The 18,316-nt window shown below is 74.0% G+C and carries 18 protein-coding genes; 11 read left to right on the top strand and 7 right to left on the bottom strand.

From position 1 onward, the window contains the following. Positions 1–89: 89 nt before the first annotated feature. On the top strand, positions 90–1,079 hold the full coding sequence (locus ABT129_RS35535) for a serine/threonine-protein kinase (protein WP_351909952.1): 990 nt from the start codon (positions 90–92) through the stop codon (positions 1,077–1,079). A 236-nt stretch (positions 1,080–1,315) separates the two neighbouring features. Continuing rightward, entirely contained in the window at positions 1,316–1,474 is a 159-nt protein-coding gene (locus ABT129_RS35540; protein ID WP_351909954.1) for a hypothetical protein, read from the top strand. A gap of 15 nt (positions 1,475–1,489) precedes the next feature. On the opposite strand, the gene ABT129_RS35545 is transcribed toward ABT129_RS35540, so the two are convergent. Then, entirely contained in the window at positions 1,490–2,845 is a 1,356-nt protein-coding gene (locus ABT129_RS35545) for a streptophobe family protein (RefSeq protein WP_351909956.1), read from the bottom strand. A 140-nt stretch (positions 2,846–2,985) separates the two neighbouring features. Here ABT129_RS35545 and ABT129_RS35550 point away from each other — a divergent pair, with 140 nt between their 5' ends. Then, positions 2,986–4,440, top strand: a complete 1,455-nt coding sequence (locus ABT129_RS35550) for a DUF6777 domain-containing protein (protein WP_351909958.1) — start codon at positions 2,986–2,988, stop codon at positions 4,438–4,440. Here the strand turns inward: ABT129_RS35550 and ABT129_RS35555 are convergent. After that, positions 4,425–4,682, bottom strand: a complete 258-nt coding sequence (locus ABT129_RS35555; protein ID WP_351909960.1) for a hypothetical protein — start codon at positions 4,680–4,682, stop codon at positions 4,425–4,427. The two genes, ABT129_RS35550 and ABT129_RS35555, sit on opposite strands and share 16 nt — an antisense overlap. A 101-nt stretch (positions 4,683–4,783) precedes the next feature. On the opposite strand from ABT129_RS35555, the gene yczR reads away from it, so the two are divergent. Both yczR and ABT129_RS35565 read left to right on the top strand, forming a co-directional pair. Then, on the top strand, positions 4,784–6,253 hold the full coding sequence (gene yczR / locus ABT129_RS35560; RefSeq protein ID WP_351909962.1) for a MocR-like transcription factor YczR: 1,470 nt from the start codon (positions 4,784–4,786) through the stop codon (positions 6,251–6,253). Between the two features lie 81 nt (positions 6,254–6,334). Continuing rightward, positions 6,335–6,838, top strand: a complete 504-nt coding sequence (locus tag ABT129_RS35565; RefSeq protein WP_351909964.1) for an FBP domain-containing protein — start codon at positions 6,335–6,337, stop codon at positions 6,836–6,838. Between the two features lie 88 nt (positions 6,839–6,926). Here the strand turns inward: ABT129_RS35565 and ABT129_RS35570 are convergent, their stop codons facing one another. Continuing rightward, complete coding sequence (locus ABT129_RS35570; RefSeq protein WP_351909965.1) at positions 6,927–8,132, bottom strand: acyl-CoA dehydrogenase family protein; 1,206 nt, start codon at positions 8,130–8,132, stop codon at positions 6,927–6,929. A 137-nt stretch (positions 8,133–8,269) separates the two neighbouring features. On the opposite strand from ABT129_RS35570, the gene ABT129_RS35575 reads away from it, so the two are divergent. From ABT129_RS35575 to ABT129_RS35600, 6 genes are all read left to right on the top strand, one after another. Beyond that, positions 8,270–9,457: a CaiB/BaiF CoA transferase family protein gene (locus tag ABT129_RS35575; RefSeq protein ID WP_351909966.1), complete on the top strand. Its 1,188-nt coding sequence runs from the start codon at positions 8,270–8,272 to the stop codon at positions 9,455–9,457. An 82-nt stretch (positions 9,458–9,539) separates the two neighbouring features. Continuing rightward, a complete protein-coding gene (locus tag ABT129_RS35580; protein WP_351909968.1) occupies positions 9,540–10,223 on the top strand; it encodes a GntR family transcriptional regulator in 684 nt (227 codons plus the stop codon). A 42-nt stretch (positions 10,224–10,265) separates the two neighbouring features. Beyond that, complete coding sequence (locus ABT129_RS35585; protein ID WP_351909970.1) at positions 10,266–10,844, top strand: 3'-5' exonuclease; 579 nt, start codon at positions 10,266–10,268, stop codon at positions 10,842–10,844. 55 nt (positions 10,845–10,899) lie between these two features. Beyond that, positions 10,900–11,493 carry a TetR/AcrR family transcriptional regulator gene (locus ABT129_RS35590; protein WP_351909972.1) on the top strand — a complete coding sequence of 198 codons (594 nt, stop codon included), beginning with the start codon at positions 10,900–10,902 and terminating at the stop codon, positions 11,491–11,493. A gap of 158 nt (positions 11,494–11,651) precedes the next feature. Continuing rightward, on the top strand, positions 11,652–13,721 hold the full coding sequence (locus tag ABT129_RS35595) for a galactose-binding domain-containing protein (protein ID WP_351909974.1): 2,070 nt from the start codon (positions 11,652–11,654) through the stop codon (positions 13,719–13,721). Between the two features lie 136 nt (positions 13,722–13,857). Further along, positions 13,858–14,508, top strand: coding sequence for a CBS domain-containing protein (locus ABT129_RS35600; protein WP_351909976.1), 651 nt, complete (start codon positions 13,858–13,860; stop codon positions 14,506–14,508). Between the two features lie 192 nt (positions 14,509–14,700). Here the strand turns inward: ABT129_RS35600 and ABT129_RS35605 are convergent, their stop codons facing one another. The 4 genes from ABT129_RS35605 to ABT129_RS35620 all read right to left on the bottom strand — a co-directional run bounded on the left by ABT129_RS35605 (position 14,701) and on the right by ABT129_RS35620 (position 17,851). Then, on the bottom strand, positions 14,701–15,000 hold the full coding sequence (locus ABT129_RS35605) for a dsRBD fold-containing protein (protein WP_351909978.1): 300 nt from the start codon (positions 14,998–15,000) through the stop codon (positions 14,701–14,703). A gap of 90 nt (positions 15,001–15,090) precedes the next feature. Further along, positions 15,091–15,942, bottom strand: coding sequence for a maleylpyruvate isomerase family mycothiol-dependent enzyme (locus ABT129_RS35610; protein ID WP_351909980.1), 852 nt, complete (start codon positions 15,940–15,942; stop codon positions 15,091–15,093). A 146-nt stretch (positions 15,943–16,088) separates the two neighbouring features. Further along, a complete protein-coding gene (gene lysA / locus ABT129_RS35615; protein WP_351909982.1) occupies positions 16,089–17,450 on the bottom strand; it encodes a diaminopimelate decarboxylase in 1,362 nt (453 codons plus the stop codon). Positions 17,451–17,464: 14 nt separating this feature from the next. After that, the gene (locus ABT129_RS35620; protein ID WP_351909984.1) at positions 17,465–17,851 is read right to left on the bottom strand and encodes an SAV_915 family protein; all 387 of its coding nucleotides are present in this window, start codon (positions 17,849–17,851) and stop codon (positions 17,465–17,467) included. Positions 17,852–18,316 lie beyond the last annotated feature (465 nt).

Consider the following 18,316-nt stretch of genomic DNA (forward strand, 5'->3'; position numbering starts at 1 on the left):
GGTGTCGTTGCGGGCCAGCTCGGGGGCGAGGAGCTTGAGCGCCACCGTCCGGTCGTGCGGCGGCCGCCCGGAACGACCGGTGAGAGCTGATGGCCGGCGGTGCGCACGAGGACCCGGACCTGCCCGCCGGCCGTCCCTCGGGGCTCCTCGGCAAGGAGATCGCGGGCTACCGCGTCGAGCGCGAGATCGGGCGCGGCGGGATGGCGGTCGTGTACCGGGCGAGGGACCTGCGGCTCGACCGGACGGTGGCGCTCAAGCTCCTCGCCCCCGAGCTGGCCCGCAACGACACCTTCCGCAAGCGCTTCGCGCACGAGTCGCGGGTCGCGGCCTCGATCGACCATCCCCACATCGTGCCGGTCTTCGACGCGGGCGAGACGGAAGGGGTGCTGTACATCGCCATGCGGTACGTGGCGGGCCAGGACCTGGCGGCCCTGCTCTCCCGCGAGGGCCCGCTGCCGCCCGTGAAGGCGGGGCGGATCGCCGTACAGGTGGCCTCGGCCCTGGACGCGGCGCACGCGCACGACCTGGTCCACCGGGACGTGAAGCCCGGCAACATCCTGGTCGCCGAGGGCACCGACCGCGACCACCCGGAGCACGTGTACCTCACGGACTTCGGGCTGACGAAGAAGTCGCTGTCGCTGACCGGCTTCACCACGGTGGGCGAGTTCGTCGGCACGCTGGACTACGTGGCGCCCGAGCAGATCTCGGGGAAGCCGGTGGACGGCCGCTGCGACGTGTACAGCCTGGCCTGCGTGGTGTTCGAGACCCTGGTGGGGGCCCCGCCGTTCCGCCGTGACACGGACTGGGCGGTGCTCTGGGCACAGCAGTACGATCCGCCGCCGCCGCTCTCGGAGGTGCGGCCGGGGCTGCCCGAGGCGGCGGACGCGGTGTTCACGCGGGCGCTGGCCAAGACGCCGGAGGAGCGGTACGGGACGTGTCTGGAGTTCGTCGCCCAGCTGCGCGCCGCCCTGACCACCGGCGGCGAGGGCGGCGGGCCACTCGTCGCGAGGGGGCCGGAGCCGCTCGGCCCGCCGCGTGACCCGCCGGCGTGGGCGAGGGCCGTGTTCCGGGAGCTGTAGTTCGGGGAGTTGCAGTTCCGGGAGTTGCCGTCCGCGAAGACGCAGTTCCGGGAGTTGCCGTTCCCGAAGACGCAGGGGGAACCGGGCGTTCCCGCCCCGTCTCTGAGTACGTCGTCCCCGTCGCTGAGTACGGGACCCCACTCCGGTGCCGGACCGGGCGTGCGAGAGTACGTCGAGGCAGGGCCGGGGGGCCCGCACGGGGGACCCGCCTGGGGGCGGGAGAGGGGGGATGGGACATGGACCTGTTCGACGGAGAGCTGGGCGGCCGGGAGGAACACCACGTCGGCGCCGAGGGCAGTGGCTGCTTCTGGGGTTACGTGGTCCTGATCGGACTCGGGATCCTGGTGGTGGTCACGTTCCACTGGCTCGTCGACCTCGTCAAGGGCCTGTTCTGACGGAGCCGCCGTCCCTCAGACGTCGGGCTTCGGCTTCGGCTTCGGTTCGTCGACCTCGCCCCTGCGGTGCACCCGGGCGGCGAGCAGACCGCCGAGGAAGCCGAGGACCAGGCCCCAGAGCAGGGCGAAGCCGGCCGTCTTCCAGACGTGGGGCCTCAGCACCACCTCGCCGCCGAGGGAGTCGAGTTCGCCGATGCCGAGGACCGAGAGGCCGAGGCGGGCCTCGACCAGGGTCAGCGGCGCCGCGACCAGCATGGTCAGCGCGAACGCGACGCCGAGGTGCAGGGAGTGCTGCCAGAGCCGCACCCGGGCCGGGGAGCGGACCGCCGCGACGAAGGCCACGGCGAGGACCAGGACGGCGGCGATCGGCAGCAGCCACCACGCCCGTCCGTCCTGCGCCGCGAGCGAGTTCAGGTCGATGGTCGAGAGGTCCGTGCTGTCGCCGTCTCCGCCGCCCTGGCGCAGGACGGCGTCGAGGACCTGCGGCATGGGCAGCCCGAAGGGACCGTCGACCCTGCCCTCCCAGGAGCCGCCGATGCCCACGCCGAGGGCGAGCCAGGTGACGTTGGGCAGGCCGAGCAGGAGGACGGCGAAGGTCTCGGCGGGGTGGCCCTTGGTCGCGGCGACGACCACGCCGATGACGAGGCCCACGGCCACGTAGGCCAGGAGCAGGAGCAGCATGGCGTACGCGGCGGGCCTGACGGGTTCCTGGTAGCGGACGAGCCGGGACGGCAGCGGGGTCCTGCGGGAGACGAGGAGGGCGACCACGAGCACGCCGAGGATCCACAGGAGCCCGTAGAAGAGGGTGGGCCCGACGTCGGTGCGGAAGCCGACGGTGGGGTTCACGGCGTCGAGGAGCTCGCCGAAGAGGTCCTCGATGGATCCCGTCTGCTCCCCGCCGCCGATGGAGATGCGGAAGTCGTGCCGGGCGAGCGCCGAGAGGCCCGCGAGGGCCACCAGCCACAGGACGACGGTGGTCGCGGCGCGCAGCAGGAGTTCGCGGGCTCCGGTCACGGCGTGGTGGCGCAGGGGCCGCAGGAAGAGATAGCCGGTGACCAGTGCGCCCACCAGGGTGACGGTGAGGGGCATGGCGGTCAGTTCGGCCTGGGTTCCGGCGAGGGCCCCGGCGTCGCCGGAGAGTTCGATCGTGCCGCCCGCGGCCATGACGACGACGGCGGCGAGGACGGCGGCGAAGCCACCGGGCAGGTCGCCGGCGCCCGCGGCCCAGAGGCCGAGGCCGGCCGTGACGCCCATCGCGACGAACCCGGCGACCACCGCCGCCAGGGACTGGAGGCCGATGCGGGCGAGGAGCCCGGTGGGGGTCGCCGCGGGCCGTGTGGGGGTGGGGAGCCGACTGCTCACGCTGACCACGCTAGTACCGGAGACGGTCGGCCGCTTGCGGGACGGCCTCCGTGCGGCTCGTCCGGGGGACGCCCCTCCGTGTGCCTCCGCTTGCGGACCGGCACCGTTCGGCGCACACAATGGGCCCGGAACGGAAGAAAGGGAAAAACGTGACTTCCCACCCGCCGTCCGGCCCGCCGTCGATTCCTCCCGCAGGTCCCCCCTCCGGCCCGCTCTCGGGTCCGAGCACACGCCCGGGAGTCGGCGGTCCGCCCACGCCCCCCGGACCACCCCACGACGGTACGGGGGGCGGTTCGGGCGGCGGCGGTTCGTCGGGCGGCTCCGGTGGCGGTGACTCCGGCGGTGGGCCGGGGAACGGCGGAGCCGGTGGCGGCGGATCGGGCGCTCCCGGCAACGGCCCCGGCAAGGGCCCCTGGTGGCGCTCCGTCCCCAAGGTCGCCTCCGTCACCGCCGTACTGGTGGCGGCCGCCGCCCTGGCCGTCGTCCTCACCAACCGCCCCGACGGGAACGGCGACACCGCCGGATCCGGTGGCGGCGAGGTCTTCCTCCAGAACGCGGCCGCGACCGGCCCCGACCCGTTCACCCCGTCGACGGCGCGCACCGACGCGCCCTCGGCCTCACCGGCCTCGCTGCCACCCCGTACCGGCTCGGCGACGCCCGAGGTGTCGGGCTCGACGCCCGGTCTCTACGGCGGCACGCAGTCGGTGGCCAGCTGCGACGTCGAGCAGCAGGTGCGCTATCTCTCCGGCGAACCCACGAAGAACGCGGCCTTCGCCTCGGTCCTGGGCATCTCCGCCGACGAGGTGCCGGGCTATCTGCGCTCCCTGACCCCGCTTCAGCTGCGTGCCGACACCCGGGTGACGAACCACGGCTTCCGGAACGGTGCCGCCACCACCTACCAGGCGGTGCTGCAGTCCGGGACCGCCGTCCTGGTGGACGGCCGGGGCGTACCCAGGGTGCGCTGCGCGTGCGGCAACCCGCTGACCGATCCGGTGGCGCAGAAGTCCCCTCGGACGACGGGCACGCCGTGGCAGGGGTACAGCTCCGAGCAGGTCGTCGTGGTGGCGCCCTCGGTGACGGTCGTGAACGTCTTCGTGGTGTACGACCCCGAGAACGACAGCTGGTTCGGGCGGACGCACGGCGACACGGGCGGCAAGGACAAGCCGACCCCGCCGCCTCCCCCGCCGCCCACCGTGTCGCCGTCGACCTCGGCGCCGACGTCGGCGTCCCCGTCCACCTCGGCCTCCACGTCCCCGCCGCCCTCGGAGTCGACGTCCTCCCCTTCGAAGCCCCCCTCCGACACGACCCCGTCGGCCGACACGGTCTCGCCCGACACGGTCTCGCCGGACACGTCCCCCGACTCCCCCGACTCCTCGCCCGCCGAGCCGCCGGAGTCGCAGTCCGCGCCCGTCACGAACGATTCGGCGGGTTCGACCGTCAGCGGGCCGGCCGACGGTTCGGCCCCCGAATCCGCCCCCGGATCCGCACCCGGGTCGGCCCCCGGGTCGGCCCCCGGGTCGGACTCCGCCTCGGCCCCGGCCCCGGGTCCGGCAGCGGCACCGTGGTCCCGGCCCGCCGCCCCCGCCCCTCAGCCCGTCGCCTGATCCAGGCCCTCGCGGCCGCCCGTACCCCCGTGCCCGACCGGTCCCCTCCGACCGGGCACGGGGGTACGGGCGTTCCGGCGCGGGACACGGGCCGCGCCCGGGAACGGCGTCGGCGCGGGCGCCCGTCCCACTGTGGCGCGGAGGGCGCGCAGCAGGGCCGCGACCCGCGGGGGCCGGGCCGCCCGCTCCTCCGCTCGCAGCTGCCACATCCGCTCGTCGCGGTCGGTGAAGTGTCCGGACATCGGTCGTCTCCTTTCCCTCGGGGAGGGTGGCCACCAGGCCACTTGACCGGAGTCTGTACTCTGATTGGCCCGGGCAGCAGAGCCAATGAGGAGTGATTGGCATGGCAGTGGCACGCATCGTCCATGCAGCGGACCGGACCCTGACGGGCCGCCAGCTCGCCTCGCTCCTCACCCCGCCCCCCGAGGGCCGGTTCGGCTACCGGGAGCTCGCGCGGGCCGTCCGGGAGGCGCTCCTCGACGGGCGGGTGGCCCTGCGGCTGCGGCTGCCCGCCGAACGGGAACTCGCCACGGTGCTCGCGGTGAGCCGGACGACGGTGACCGGGGCGTACGACCTGCTCCGGGAGAGCGGCTACGCCCACAGCCGACGCGGCGCGGGCACCTGGACCGCGCTCCCCGACGGTCAGGCCCCGACCTCCCTCGGCGCCTTCCACGACGACACCGGAGCGACCGTCGACCTCGCCCTCGCGGCGCCGCACGCCCCGGCCGAGGAGCTCTCCGCCGCGCTCGCCGTCGCCTCGACCGAACTCCCCCGCTACACCGGCACGCAGGGCTACCACCCGTACGGGCTGCCCGCGCTGCGCGCCGCCGTCGCCGCGCGCTACACGGCACGGGGCCTGCCGACCCTCCCGGAGCAGATCCTCGTCACCACGGGCGCGCAGCAGGCGCTCTCCCTGGTGCTCGCGCTGCTCGGCCGGCCCGGCGACCGGGTGCTCGCCGAGAACCCCTCGTACACCAACGCCCTCGACGCGATGCGGGGCCGCATGCTCCGGGTCACCCCGGTGCCGGTCACGGAGAGCGGGTGGGACACCGGGCTCGTCGACGCGGCGCTCCGGCAGACCGCGCCCCGTCTGGCCTATCTGATCCCGGACTTCCACAACCCGACCGGGCAGCTGATGCCGCAGGAGCAGCGGCGGGACCTCGCCCGGTCCGCGCGGGCCACCGGGACCTGGCTGGTGGTGGACGAGACGCTGACCGACATCGCCCTGGACGTGCCCGCCCCGCCGCCCTTCGCGGCGACGGCCGCCGGGGGCGACGGCGAGCAGATCGTCTCCGTCGGCTCGCTGAGCAAGAGCTGCTGGGGCGGGCTGCGGGTCGGCTGGGTGCGGGCCGCGTCCCGGGTCGTGACCGAGCTGGCCCGGGTGCGGATCACTGCCGATCTGTCCGGTTCCGTACTGGACCAGCTGGTCGCCGTCGCCCTGATGGACCGGCTCGACGTGATCCTGCCGCGCCGCGTCGAGGAGCTGCGGCTGCGCCGGGACGCGCTGGCCGCGGCCCTGGCCCGGCACGTGCCGGAGTGGCGGTGGACGGTGCCGCCCGGCGGGATGTGCCTGTGGGTCGACCTGGGCCGCCCGGTCGCCTCCTCCCTCGCGGCCCGCGCCCTGCGGCACGGGGTGCGGGTGGAGGGCGGGGCACGGTTCGGGGTGGATCCCGGCACGCACGAGCACCGGCTGCGGCTCCCGTACACGCTGCCGGAGGACGTGTACGAGCCGGCGGCGGAGCGGCTCGCGGCGGCCCTCGACGGGGCGCCGGGCGGCTTCGGCCATCCGGCGCTGCCGGACTGGGTGGCCTGAGGGGCGGATACGGGCCCGCCCGCCCCGCCACCCCTCCATATTCGGATGCCCGCCGGCCGGGGTCCGTGTACGGTCCACCGAGTGGAACCATTGACCGACAAACAGATCCGCTCGTCCTTCGTGAACTGCACCAAGGGCGAGGCGGCACGTCTGAAGCTGCCGCTCGACTTCGCCGAACTCCCCTGGGATGACCTGGACTTCCTCGGCTGGGTCGACCCGGGCGCGCCGCTGCGCGCGCATCTGGTCGTCCCCGGTGCGGACGGGCCGGTCGGCGTGACCCTTCGGGTCCCGGCCGCCGGCCGGACCAGCGCCATGAAGTCGAGCATGTGCCAGGTCTGCCTGACCGGGCACGCCTCCTCCGGCGTCACCCTCCTCGTGGCCCCGCTCGCCGGGAGCCGCGGCCGTGAGGGCAACACGGTCGGGATCTACCTCTGCGCCGACCTGGCCTGCTCCCTGTACGTCCGGGGCAAGCGGGAGCCGAAGCTGCGCGGCCGGCGCCACGAGGAGTCCCTCACCCTCGACGAGCAGGTCGCCCGTCTGACGGGCAACCTGGGCGCCTTCGTGGGCCGGGTGACGGCGGGCTGAGGCCGCCGCGGGCCCCGGGCCCGGCGGGAGGCCCTCGGCGGTCCCTCGGGCCCTCAGGTCCGGCGGGGCCGCCGCTGCCCGCCCGCTCTCAGCGGAAGGCCTGTTCGCCCGTGAGCGCCTTGCCGATGACCAGGGAGTGGACCTCGCTCGTGCCCTCGTAGGTGAGCACCGACTCCAGGTTGTTGGCGTGGCGCAGCACGGGGTACTCCAGGGTGATGCCGTTGGCGCCCAGGATCGTGCGGCACTCGCGGGCGATGGCGATGGCCTCGCGCACGTTGTTCAGCTTGCCCACGCTGACCTGCTCGGCGGTGAGCGCGCCCGCGTCCTTGAGCCGCCCCAGGTGGAGGGCGAGCAGCATGCCCTTGCCGAGTTCGACGGCCATGTCGGCGAGCTTCTGCTGGGTCAGCTGGTAGGAGGCGAGCGAGCGGGCGAAGACGATCCGGTCCCGGGCGTACGAGATGGCCGTCTCCAGGCAGTCGCGGGCGGCGCCGAGCGCGCCGAAGACGATGCCGAAGCGGGCCTCGTTGAGGCAGCCGAGCGGGCCGGAGAGGCCCCGGGCCTCCGGCAGCATCGCGTCGGCCGGCAGGCGCACGTCCTCCAGGACGAGTTCGCTGGTGACGCTGGCCCGCAGCGAGAGCTTCTGCTTGATCTCCGGGGCGCTGAAGCCGGGAGTGCCGGCCGGGACCAGGAAGCCGCGGACGCCGTCCTCGGTACGGGCCCAGACGACGGCGACGTCGGCCACGGAACCGTTGGTGATCCACATCTTGGTGCCGTTGAGGACCCAGTCCGAGCCGTCGCGCTTGGCGTTGGTCCGCATGGCGCCCGGGTCCGAGCCGGCGTCGGGCTCGGTGAGGCCGAAGCAGCCGATGTACTCGCCCGCCGCCATCTTCGGCAGCCAGCGCTGCTTCTGCTCCTCGGAGCCGTACTTCCAGATCGCGTACATGGCGAGGGAGCCCTGGACGGAGACGAGGGAGCGCAGGCCCGAGTCGACGGCCTCCAGCTCCAGACAGGCGAGGCCGTACGCGACCGAGTTGGTCCCGGCGCAGCCGTAGCCCTCCAGGTGCATGCCGAGCACGCCGATGCCGCCGAGCGTGCGGGCGAGTTCGCGGGCCGGGATCTCGCCCTTCTCGAACCAGCCCGCGACGTGCGGGCGCAGCTCGCGGTCGGCGACGGCGCGCACGGTGCGGCGGATCTCGCGCTCCTCGTCGGTCAGCAGCCCGTCGACGGCGAGCAGGTCGAAGGGGTGGACGGGTGCGGAGCTGGACTGCGACGACGGCGACTGCGGCGACTTCACGGACGGCCTCCTGGCGGCTGTGGCGACTCGGCGAGCCGAAGCGTAGCGTCAGATCGGATATTGGATCCAGTATTGAAAATCCGATACCCGAACCGTACGGTGCGACCGAACCCGATCGCCAGTGAGGGGAGAGCGGAATGCGCGCAGCTCAGCCGGGGACGCACACGGCGGGCGCCCTGTCCGGGATCGTCGTCGCCGACTTCGGCCGGGTCCTCGCCGGGCCGTACATGACGATGCTCCTCGCCGATCTGGGCGCGGACGTGATCAAGATCGAGCGGCCGGGTTCGGGCGACGACACGCGCGCGTGGGGACCGCCGTTCGCCGACGGCGAGGCCACCTACTTCCTCGGGGTGAACCGGAACAAGCGCTCCGTCGCGCTCGACCTCACGGATCCGGGGGATCTCGCGGCGGCGCGGGCGATCGTGGACGGGGCGGACGTCCTCGTGGAGAACTTCCGCCCCGGCACCATGGAGCGGCTCGGCCTCGGGTACGAGGAGGTCCGGGCGGCCAACCCGGGGCTCGTCTACTGCTCGGTGACCGGTTTCGGGACCGGTGAGGGCGCCCGGCTGCCGGGCTACGACCTGCTCGTCCAGGCCATGGGCGGTCTGATGAGCGTCACCGGCGAACCTGACGGTCCCGGGACGAAGGCCGGGGTCGCCCTGGTCGACGTCGTCACCGGGCTCCACGCGGGCCTCGGCGTCCTCGCCGCCCTCCGGCACCGGGAACGGACCGGAGAGGGCCAGCGGGTCGAGGTCTCCCTGCTCTCCTCGCTCCTCTCGGCGCTCACCAACCAGGCGTCCGCCCACCTCGGGGCCGGCGTCGTGCCGCGCGCGATGGGCAACCGCCACCCGAGCATCGCCCCGTACGAGGTGTTCCAGGCGCGGGACAGGCCGCTGGTCCTCGCCGTCGGCAACGACCGGCAGTTCCGGGTCCTGTGCGCGCGGCTCGGTCTTCCCGGGCTCGCCTCCGACACCCGTTTCGCGACCAACACGGCCCGGGTCGCCCACCGGGAGGAGCTGGTCGCGGCCCTCGCCGGGCCGCTCTCCACCCGTACCGCCGACAGCTGGTTCGAGGAGCTGACCGGGGCCGGCGTTCCGTGCGGGCCGATCAACGACCTGGCCGCCTCCTTCGACCTCGCCGACCGGCTGGGGCTCGCGCCGCGGGTCCCGGAGTCCGCGGCCGGCCCCGGCCAGGTCGCCCACCCGATCCGGCTCGGCGCCACCCCGCCCACCTACCGCGCCGCTCCCCCGCGCCTGGGCGAGCACACGGAGGACGTGCTCGCGGCCGGGGGCGGCGCGGACGCGGCCCCCGCGCGGAGCGGGTAGCCCCGCGCGCGTAGGAAGATGGTCGGCACCGGGTGCGGCGACGCGCCGGTGGGCAACGCGAGGGAACGGAAGGTCACAGGCGATGAGCAGCGCGGTGCAGAGGCGGCGGCCGCAGACCGCACAGCAGTTCGTCCTGGAGGAACTGCGGCGCGCCATCACCAGCGGGGAGCTCAGGCCCGGTGGGCAGATCCGCCAGGACGCCCTCGCGGCGCGGTTCGAGGTGAGCCGGGTGCCGCTGCGCGAGGCCCTGAAGGCCCTGGAGGCCGAGGGTCTGGTCGTCCATCACATACACCGGGGCTACTTCGTCGCGGAGCTGTCGCTCGCGGACCTGGAGGAGATCTACCGGATCCGTGAGCTGCTGGAGACGGAGGCCGTCCGGATGGCCGTCCGGCGCATGCCGGACGGCACGGTGGCCACGCTGGAACGCATCCAGCGCGAGGTGGAGCGGGCCGCCGACCTGGGCGACGTGCCGGCGATGGCCGCCGCGAACCGGCTCTTCCACTTCACCCTCGTCGAGGCGTCGGGCATGCCGCGTCTGGTCCGCCTCATCGCGACCCTGTGGGACTCGACCGACGCGTACCGCTCGCTGTACTACACCGAGGGCAGCCACCGGAAGCAGGCCGTGCGCGAGCACCGCGCCGTCATCTCGGCCGTGCGCCACGGCGACGAGGACGCCACCGTCCACTGGCTCGACGAGCACCGGGCCCACGCCGTGGCGGCGCTCCGCGACGTCCTGGCCCCGGAGCGGGACCAGGCCCTCCCGTAAATCCGGATGCCGGGCACGGGGTCTCCCTCGTAGGCTCCCGGCATGCATCACGGGGGTTTGATCAACATCGTCGACGTCGAGGCGACCTGCTGGGACGGCGTGCGGCCGCCCGGCGCGGTCAGCGAGATCATCGAGATCGGGCTGACCGTGGTCGATCTGGAAGCGGGTGAGCGGGTCTCCCGGCACCGCGTCCTGGTCCGCCCGGCGCGTTCGCGGGTCAGCGCGTTCTGCACCGAACTGACCGGTCTCACCCAGGAAGAGGTGGACACCGGCCTGGACTTCGCCGCCGCCTGCCGGCTCCTCGCGACCGCCCACGAGGCCGGCGCGCGCCCCTGGGCGAGCTGGGGCGACTACGACCGCAACCAGTTCACCCACCAGTGCCGGGTCACCGGTACCCCGTACCCCTTCGGCCGGCACCACACCAACGCCAAGGCCGTCTTCACCGAGTCGTACGGCCTGCCCAGGCGTCCCGGCATGGCGCGCGCCCTGGAGGTCGCGGAGCTGCCGCTGGAAGGGCGTCACCACCGGGGCGAGGACGACGCCTGGAACATCGCGGCCCTCGTCCTGCGGCTCGCGGAGCGCGGTGCCTGGCCGACGGGCGGGGCCGGGGCCGTTTCCTAGGCGGCTCCGCCGCCACGGGCTGCGGTTACCCTGGCGCCGGACCCGAGGAGGAACCATGGGGCGGATGCCGTCGGCCGAACGACGCAGGCAGCTGGTCGACGCGGCGATCAGGGCGATGACCAGGGACGGTGTCGCCCGGACCACGACACGCTCGATCTGCGCCGAGGCGGGGGTCTCGCTGAGCGTGTTCCACTACTGCTTCGAGTCCAAGCAGGCCCTCCTGGAAGCCGCGATCGAGGCGATCACCGGCAACTACGTGGCGCGGGTGATGTCGGCGGTGGAGCCGGGTGCCACCCTGCGCGAGACCGTGCGGGGCGCGCTGCAGACGTACTGGGACCACGTCACGGCTCATCCGGGTGAGCACATGCTGACGTACGACCTCACCCAGTACGCCCTGCGGGAGCCGGGGTTCGAGCACCTGGCCCGCGCGCAGTACGAGCAGTACGTGGTGTCGGCGGGCGCCCTGGTCGAGCAGGTCCGCGCGCTGCGCGGGTTCGAGCCGAGGGTGCCGGTGGAGACGATCGCCCGGTACCTGGCGGCGGTGATCGACGGTCTCACCCTGCAGTTCCTGGTCCTCGGTGACGAGAAGACGGCTGCGACGCAGCTGGACCTGACGGCCGATCAACTGGTGCTGCTCATCGAGGGATGACGACGGATCGGGGCATGCGCGCGAACGGGGGCGACTCTTCCGCCGGGGCTCTCGCCCCCGTCAACAGGTCATCCGTCCCGGACTATTGACTCACTCCGTCAACACCGCGATCCTCGGGGCGCCCGGTACACCCCCACCGACCGGAGGACTCGCTGACCATGACTCGACCCCTCTCGCGCGGGACCGGCGGCAGATCCGCCCTCCTGGCGCTGTTCCTCGCCCTGGCCGCCGTCCTCTTCGGCTCCGGTCCCGTCCCCGCAGCGGCGGCAGCCGGCGGTTCGTGGTGGGAGCCCACCTCCCGCCCGGCGGCCGACTCACAGATCAACGTGACGGGCGCGCCGTTCACGGGAACGGACGCGCAGGGCAAGGTGCGCGGCTTCGTCGACGCGCACAACCACCTGATGTCCAACGAGGGCTTCGGCGGCCGGCTCATCTGCGGCCAGACGTTCTCCCCCGCGGGCGCCGCCGAGGCGCTCAAGGACTGTCCGGAGCACTACCCGGACGGCTCCGGCGCGCTGTTCGAGAACCTCACCGGCGGCGCGAACGGCACGCACGACCCGGTCGGCTGGCCGACGTTCAAGGACTGGCCGGCCCACAACTCCCTGACCCACCAGCAGAACTACTACGCCTGGGTGGAGCGCGCCTGGCGCGGCGGGCAGCGGGTCCTCGTCAACGACCTGGTGACGAACGGCCTCATCTGCTCGATCCTGCCCCGGGACCGCAGCTGCGACGAGATGACCTCGATCCGTCTCCAGGCCAGGAAGACCTACGAACTCCAGGAGTACGTCGACGGGATGTACGGCGGCCCCGGGAAGGGCTGGTTCCGCATCGTCACCTCCGCCGCGCAGGCCCGCTCGGTGGTCGAGCAGGGCAAGCTCGCGGTCGTCCTCGGTGTGGAGACCTCGGAGCCGTTCGGCTGCAAGCAGATCCTCGACATCGCCCAGTGCGGCAAGGAGGACATCGACCGGGGCCTGGACGAGCTGTACGGGCTCGGGGTGCGGAGCATGTTCCTCTGCCACAAGTTCGACAACGCGCTCTGCGGCGTCCGCTTCGACTCCGGGACGATCGGCGCGGCGGTCAACATCGGCCAGTTCCTGTCGACGGGCACCTTCTGGGCGACGGAGAAGTGCACGGGCCCGCAGCACGACAACCCCATCGGACTCACGGCCGCACCGGCGATGGCGGCCAAGCTGCCGGCGGGGGTGAGCGCACCCTCGTACGCCTCCGACGCGAAGTGCAACACCCGCGGTCTGAGCCGGCTCGGGGAGTACGCCCTGCGGGGGATGATGGACCGCGGCATGATGCTGGAACTCGACCACATGAGCGTCAAGGCCGCCGGGCGGGCGCTCGACATCCTGGAGTCCGAGGAGTACCCGGGCGTCCTCTCCAGCCACAGCTGGATGGACCTCGACTGGACCGAGCGGCTCTACCGCCTCGGCGGTTTCGTCGCCCAGTACATGCACGGCGCGGAGGGCTTCGTCGGCGAGGCGGGCCAGAAGGCCGCGCTGCGCGCCAAGTACAAGGTCGGTCTCGGCTACGGCACCGACATGAACGGCGTCGGCGGCTGGCCGGGGCCGGTCGGAACGGGAGCGCCGAACTCCGTGAAGTACCCCTTCCGCAGCTTCGACGGCGGCTCGGTGATCGACCGTCAGGTGACGGGTCAGCGGACCTGGGACCTGAACACCGACGGGGCCGCGCACAACGGCATGGTCCCCGACTGGATCGAGCAGGTACGGCTCACCGGCGGCGGTCCGTCGGTCGTGAACGAGCTGGCCGGCGGCGCCGAGTCGTACCTGGGCACCTGGAAGGCGACCGAGAACCACGAGCCCGGCGTCAACCTCGCGGCCGGGGCCGCCACTTCGGCCAGTTCTTCGGAGTGGAACCCCTTCACGAGCTACGCACCGGGCCGCGCCGTCGACGGCGACGTCGGCACGCGCTGGGCGAGTGACTGGTCGGACGACCAGTGGATGGGCGTGGACCTCGGCGCCGTGCGCCGGGTGGGCAGGGTCACCCTCGACTGGGAGCGCGCGTACGCGCGCCAGTACCGGATCGACGTGTCGGAGAACGGCACGGACTGGCGGACGGTGTGGTCCACGGACGCCGGGGACGGCGGGTACGACACGGCGGAGTTCGCGTCGACGCCCGCCCGGTACCTGCGCGTCCACGGCGAGCGGCGGGCGACCAAGTGGGGCTACTCGCTCTACGAGGTCGCGGTGCACAGAGCCTGACCGTCGCGGACGGCGGCGGGGCCGGGTGGATCGCCGGACGATCCGCCCGGCCCCGCCGCCGGGGCGCCCCGTCGTCCCACTCCGGCCCCCGGTGCGAGATCATGGGAGCCGGAACCCAGAAGGGACGGAACGGACGATGAGGCACCGCAGTGTCGCCGACCTGATGACGCCGACCGCGGTGGCGGTGCAGCCGGGGACGTCCTTCAAGGAGATCGCCAGGCTGCTCGACGAGTACGGCATCACCGCCGTCCCCGTCGTCGACGAGGAGAACCGGCCGGTGGGCGTCGTCTCCGAGGCCGACCTGCTGCGGCGGCACACGGCCAAGGACGGGCCGAGTTCGGCGGAGGCGATGATGTCCAGCCCGGTCGTCACCGCACGGCCCTCCTGGACCGCGGTCGAGGCGGCCCGCCTGATGGAGCGGCACCGGGTGAAGCGGCTGCCGGTGGTGGACACGGACGGCCGGCTGATCGGGGTGCTGAGCCGGAGCGATCTGCTCCAGCTGTTCCTGCGGCGCGACCGGTCGATCCAGGAGGAGATCCGCGAGGACGTCGTCGTCCGCATCCTGCGCCTCTCCCCCTCCGCCGTGCACATCGACGTCGACGAGGGCCGCGTCACGCTGAGCGGCACGCTCGACCGCCCGGGGCTCGGCCCGATCATCGTCCGGCTGTGCGAGACGGTGGACGGCGTCGTCGAGGTGACGGACCGGCTGACGTACGAGGAGGGCCGGGCCGAAGCGGGCGGAGAGGGCCAGGGGGAGGCCGAGGACGAGGACGTGGTCCGCGGGTAGGGCTGCGGGGGCCTCGCCCCCCGCCCGGCCGTCGATGAAGAGCGGCGGTGCGGGGTGTGACGGCTCGCTCGGCCGGGCCGACGGGTGTACCGACGGGTGTACCGACGGGTGTGCGGCGCCGTCAGGGCGTCGCTCGGCGCCGCCCGGCGGCGAGCGGTGCACCGCCGGGCGCCGCCGGGGGCGGTGATCCCGTCAGGAGACCGCCTCCGGCCAGCCGTACCCGGGTCCGGTGTGCTGGGGAACGGTCCCGGCGCCCACCGCCTCCATCTCCCGGTTGGCCTCCCGCATGAGCTTGCCGGCCAGGTCCTTCATCGCCCGGCTCGCGGCGAGTTCGTCGCCGATCGCCGGGACGTCCGCGTCGGCCGGGCTGCAGCGGGCCGAGCCGTGACCCGTGAGGGTCGAGGTGCCGGTGGTCAGTCGGGCCTCGGCCTTGGTCCGGCCGCCGTCCTCGACCAGTTCCACGCCGACCGTCCATTCCAGGGTGCGGGTCATGGTCCGCCTCCTCGCACGCTTCCGATACCTCCAGGATCCATCGGCCGGGGCCGGGGCGCACGGGGACGGGGAGGCGAGGCCCGCCGGGTCTCAGGGGGCGCGGAAGAGACGCGGGAAGCGCGGGGCGAGCCAGGGCTTGCGACCCCAGCCGAGCGCCTTGCCCCGGGCGATCACGGGCCAGGGGTCGATCCGGCCCAGGGCGAGGAGGAGGAAGGTCACCGGCTCGGTGAGGATCGTGCAGTCGGGGCGTGCGGGCGGCTCGTGGGTGACCTCGACCGCGCCGTCCGTGACGAGGACGCCGAAGCCCTGGCCGCCGCGGAGCCGTACCGCGAACCGCGCGGTGAGGCCGGCGACGGCGGCCGGGTCGGTCACGCGGGGCATCACCTCGGTCATGAACGGCAGGGAGAGGCCGACCCGGTGCGCGTCCAGCATGTGGGGCCGGCCGAGGGCGAGGGCCAGGTCGTAGCCGTGGCCCAGCATGTGGGTCAGGAGGTAGGAGCCGAGGACGGCCGGGCGCAGGGCGCCGAGCGGGGTGGTCAGCGGCTCGTCCGGGTCGCGCTCCTCGACGGCGACGAGGAAGGCGGCGGCCTGGGCGGTGATCATCTCGGCGAGCGGGCCGGGGTCCCGCTCGCCGAACCCGGCGAGGGCGTGCGCGTTGGCGTCGGCCAGGCTGCCGGGGGTGCCGTCGCCGTAGGGGCGGTCGTGGCCGGCGGCCAGGTCGGCCATCAGCGCGTTGGCCTGTGCCAGATGGGCCGCGGCCTCCCCGACGGTCCAGGTGGAACGGGGCACCGGCAGCCCGCCGCCGTGGGCCCCGGCCGTGCTCCCGGCCGCCGCCGGGGCCGTGCGGAGCACCGCGGCGATGTCCTCGGCCGTCCCCCGTATCGCCTCGGCGAGAACGTCGGGAAGCACCCGTTCCCTTACCCCGCCCGCTTCTCGCGCCATGGCTCCGCCCCTCCACCGACTCCCGGCCGCCCCGAGCGGAGCACCCGCTGGTCAGGGACCGTACCAGCGAGTAGCTCCGTCGGCACCGGTCGCGGCGGGGGCGATTTCCGGGGCCCGGCGGCGGTCGCCCCTCCGGGCGCGCGGAGCTACAGGCCGACGTCCCGCACCCGGAGGTCCGCCGGTGTCTCGCGGCGCACCAGGAGCCGGGCGCGGCCGTCGCGCACGGCGACAAGGGGCGGGCGGCCGACGAGGTTGTACGTGGAGGCCATCGACAGGTGGTACGCGCCCGCCACGGGCACGGCGAGCAGGTCGCCGGGGTGGGTGTCGGCGGGCAACGACACGTCGTCGGCCAGGACGTCACCGGCCTCGCAGTGGCGGCCGACGACCGTCACACGCTCGGCTTCGGCGGACGAGGCGCGGCCGATCAGGCGCGGGGCGTACCGCACGCCGTACAGCGCGGGCCGCGGGTTGTCGCTCATGCCGCCGTCCACCGCCACGAAGGTCCGCGTGGGCGTGCGCTTCACGGCGAGGACCCGGTAGACGGCGACTCCGGCGGGGCCGGTGACGGCGCGGCCCGGTTCGATGATCAGGCGCGGGACGGGGAGCCCGGCCGCCGCGCAGCTCCCGGCCAGTTCGGCGCGGACCTTGCGGGCGAGCGTGGTGAGGTCGAGGGCGGGTTCTCCCGGACGGTAGGCGATGCCGTGGCCTCCGCCGAGGTCGAGCTCGGGGAGGGTGACCCCGTGGGAGTCCCGGATCCTGGCCATGAGGCCGACGATCCGCCGTACGGCCACCAGGTACGGCTTGACGTCCGTGATCTGCGAGCCCAGGTGGCAGTGGATGCCGCTGAGTTCGAGGGACGGCTGGTCGAGGATGCGGGCGATGGCGTGCTGGGCGTGGCCGTCCCTGAGGGAGAGGCCGAACTGCTGGTCCTCAGAGCCGGTACGGATCTTCCGGTGGCCGCCCGCGCTGATCCCCGGCACGACCCGGACCATGACCTTCTGGCGGCCTCCGGGGCCGACGGCGGCGGCGATCCGGGCGATCTCGGCGGGGGTGTCGATGACGATCCGGCCCACGCCGAGACGGAGCGCGGTCTCCAGGTCCTGCGGCGACTTGGCGTTGCCGTGGAGCAGGATGCGGCCGGCGGGGAACCCGGTGGTGACGGCGAGTTCCAGCTCGCCCGCGGAGCAGACGTCGAGGCCGAGTCCCTCCTCCTCGACCCAGTGGGCGAGGGCGCGGCACAGGAAGGCCTTGGCCGCGTAGTGGATCTCGGCGTCGGGGAAGGCGCTGCGGTAGGTGCGGCAGCGTTCGCGCACCTCGGCCTCGTCCAGGACGTACACGGGGGTGCCGTGGCTCTCGGCGACCTCGGCGAGGGACACCCCGCCGACGAGGAGCCGGCCGTGGGGCTGCTCGGTGGTGGTCGCGGGCCAGACGGAGAGCGCGTCGCCGGTGGCGGTGGTGGGGGCCGGGGCGGGGGCCGTGGAGACGGCTGCCACGGGATGGGTGGTCATCTCTGGGTCTCCCTTCAGCTCGCGAGGAGTGTCAGGGCGCGCGGCAGCGGCCGGGGGGCCGGCCGGGGCTGCGCCGGCGGCACCGGCTGCGGCTCCGTCGCCCGGGCGGTGGCCGGCGCCGGTGCCGTGAGGAGCGGGTCGATCGTCAGCTCCCGGACGTCCAGCGGCTCCAGGAGCGCCCTCAGCGCGGGCTCCGCCAGCCGGATCCAGGGCTGGTCCGCCCCCAGGACGGCCTTCAGCCTCTCCGGGTCGGTGAACGCGACGGCGGTCCTGCCGCCGACCGGCGTGCGGAACAGGCGGGTGACACAGCCGCAGGTGCCCGGCCGGACGGGGACGCAGAGGCGTCCGGCCGGGAACGGTTCCGCGGGTTCCGGGTCGTCTCCGTACAGGGCGTCCGCCATGGGTTCCTCCCGAGGAACGAAGCAGGGTCCCGGCACGGTCGTGCCGGGGTGTGTCCTCGACGCTATGCCCGGCGATCACCGCCCCCCGGTCCCTCCTGACGCCCCCCTGACGCGCGCGGACCGCATGCATACACCCCCCTGACGCCGAGGCCCTCCCCCGACCGCCGCGGCGGGCCCCTCATGGCCCCGGGACCGCGTCGCGCCACCGTCTCCGTGCCGCCATCGTGGTGACTCCCCCGGCCTGTCGGCGTACCTTCCGGGGCACGGCGACGAGGGGGCCGAGGCGGCGGCCGCCCGAGCTTTCCGCAGGCCAGGGCCGTGTGGATATTCCCGCGTACCCATCGGAGTTCCCATGGCACCCATTGGTTTCCTCATTGGAAAGCTCTCCCGGACAGGGCTACGTTCGAGGACATCGCCGCACCGGCGGTCCCGGACCGGGGCGCACGGTGCGCGATCACCGCCTTT

Origin of the sequence: Streptomyces sp. NPDC002057 (assembly GCF_040296665.1) — a bacterium.
GTDB lineage: Bacteria > Actinomycetota > Actinomycetes > Streptomycetales > Streptomycetaceae > Streptomyces.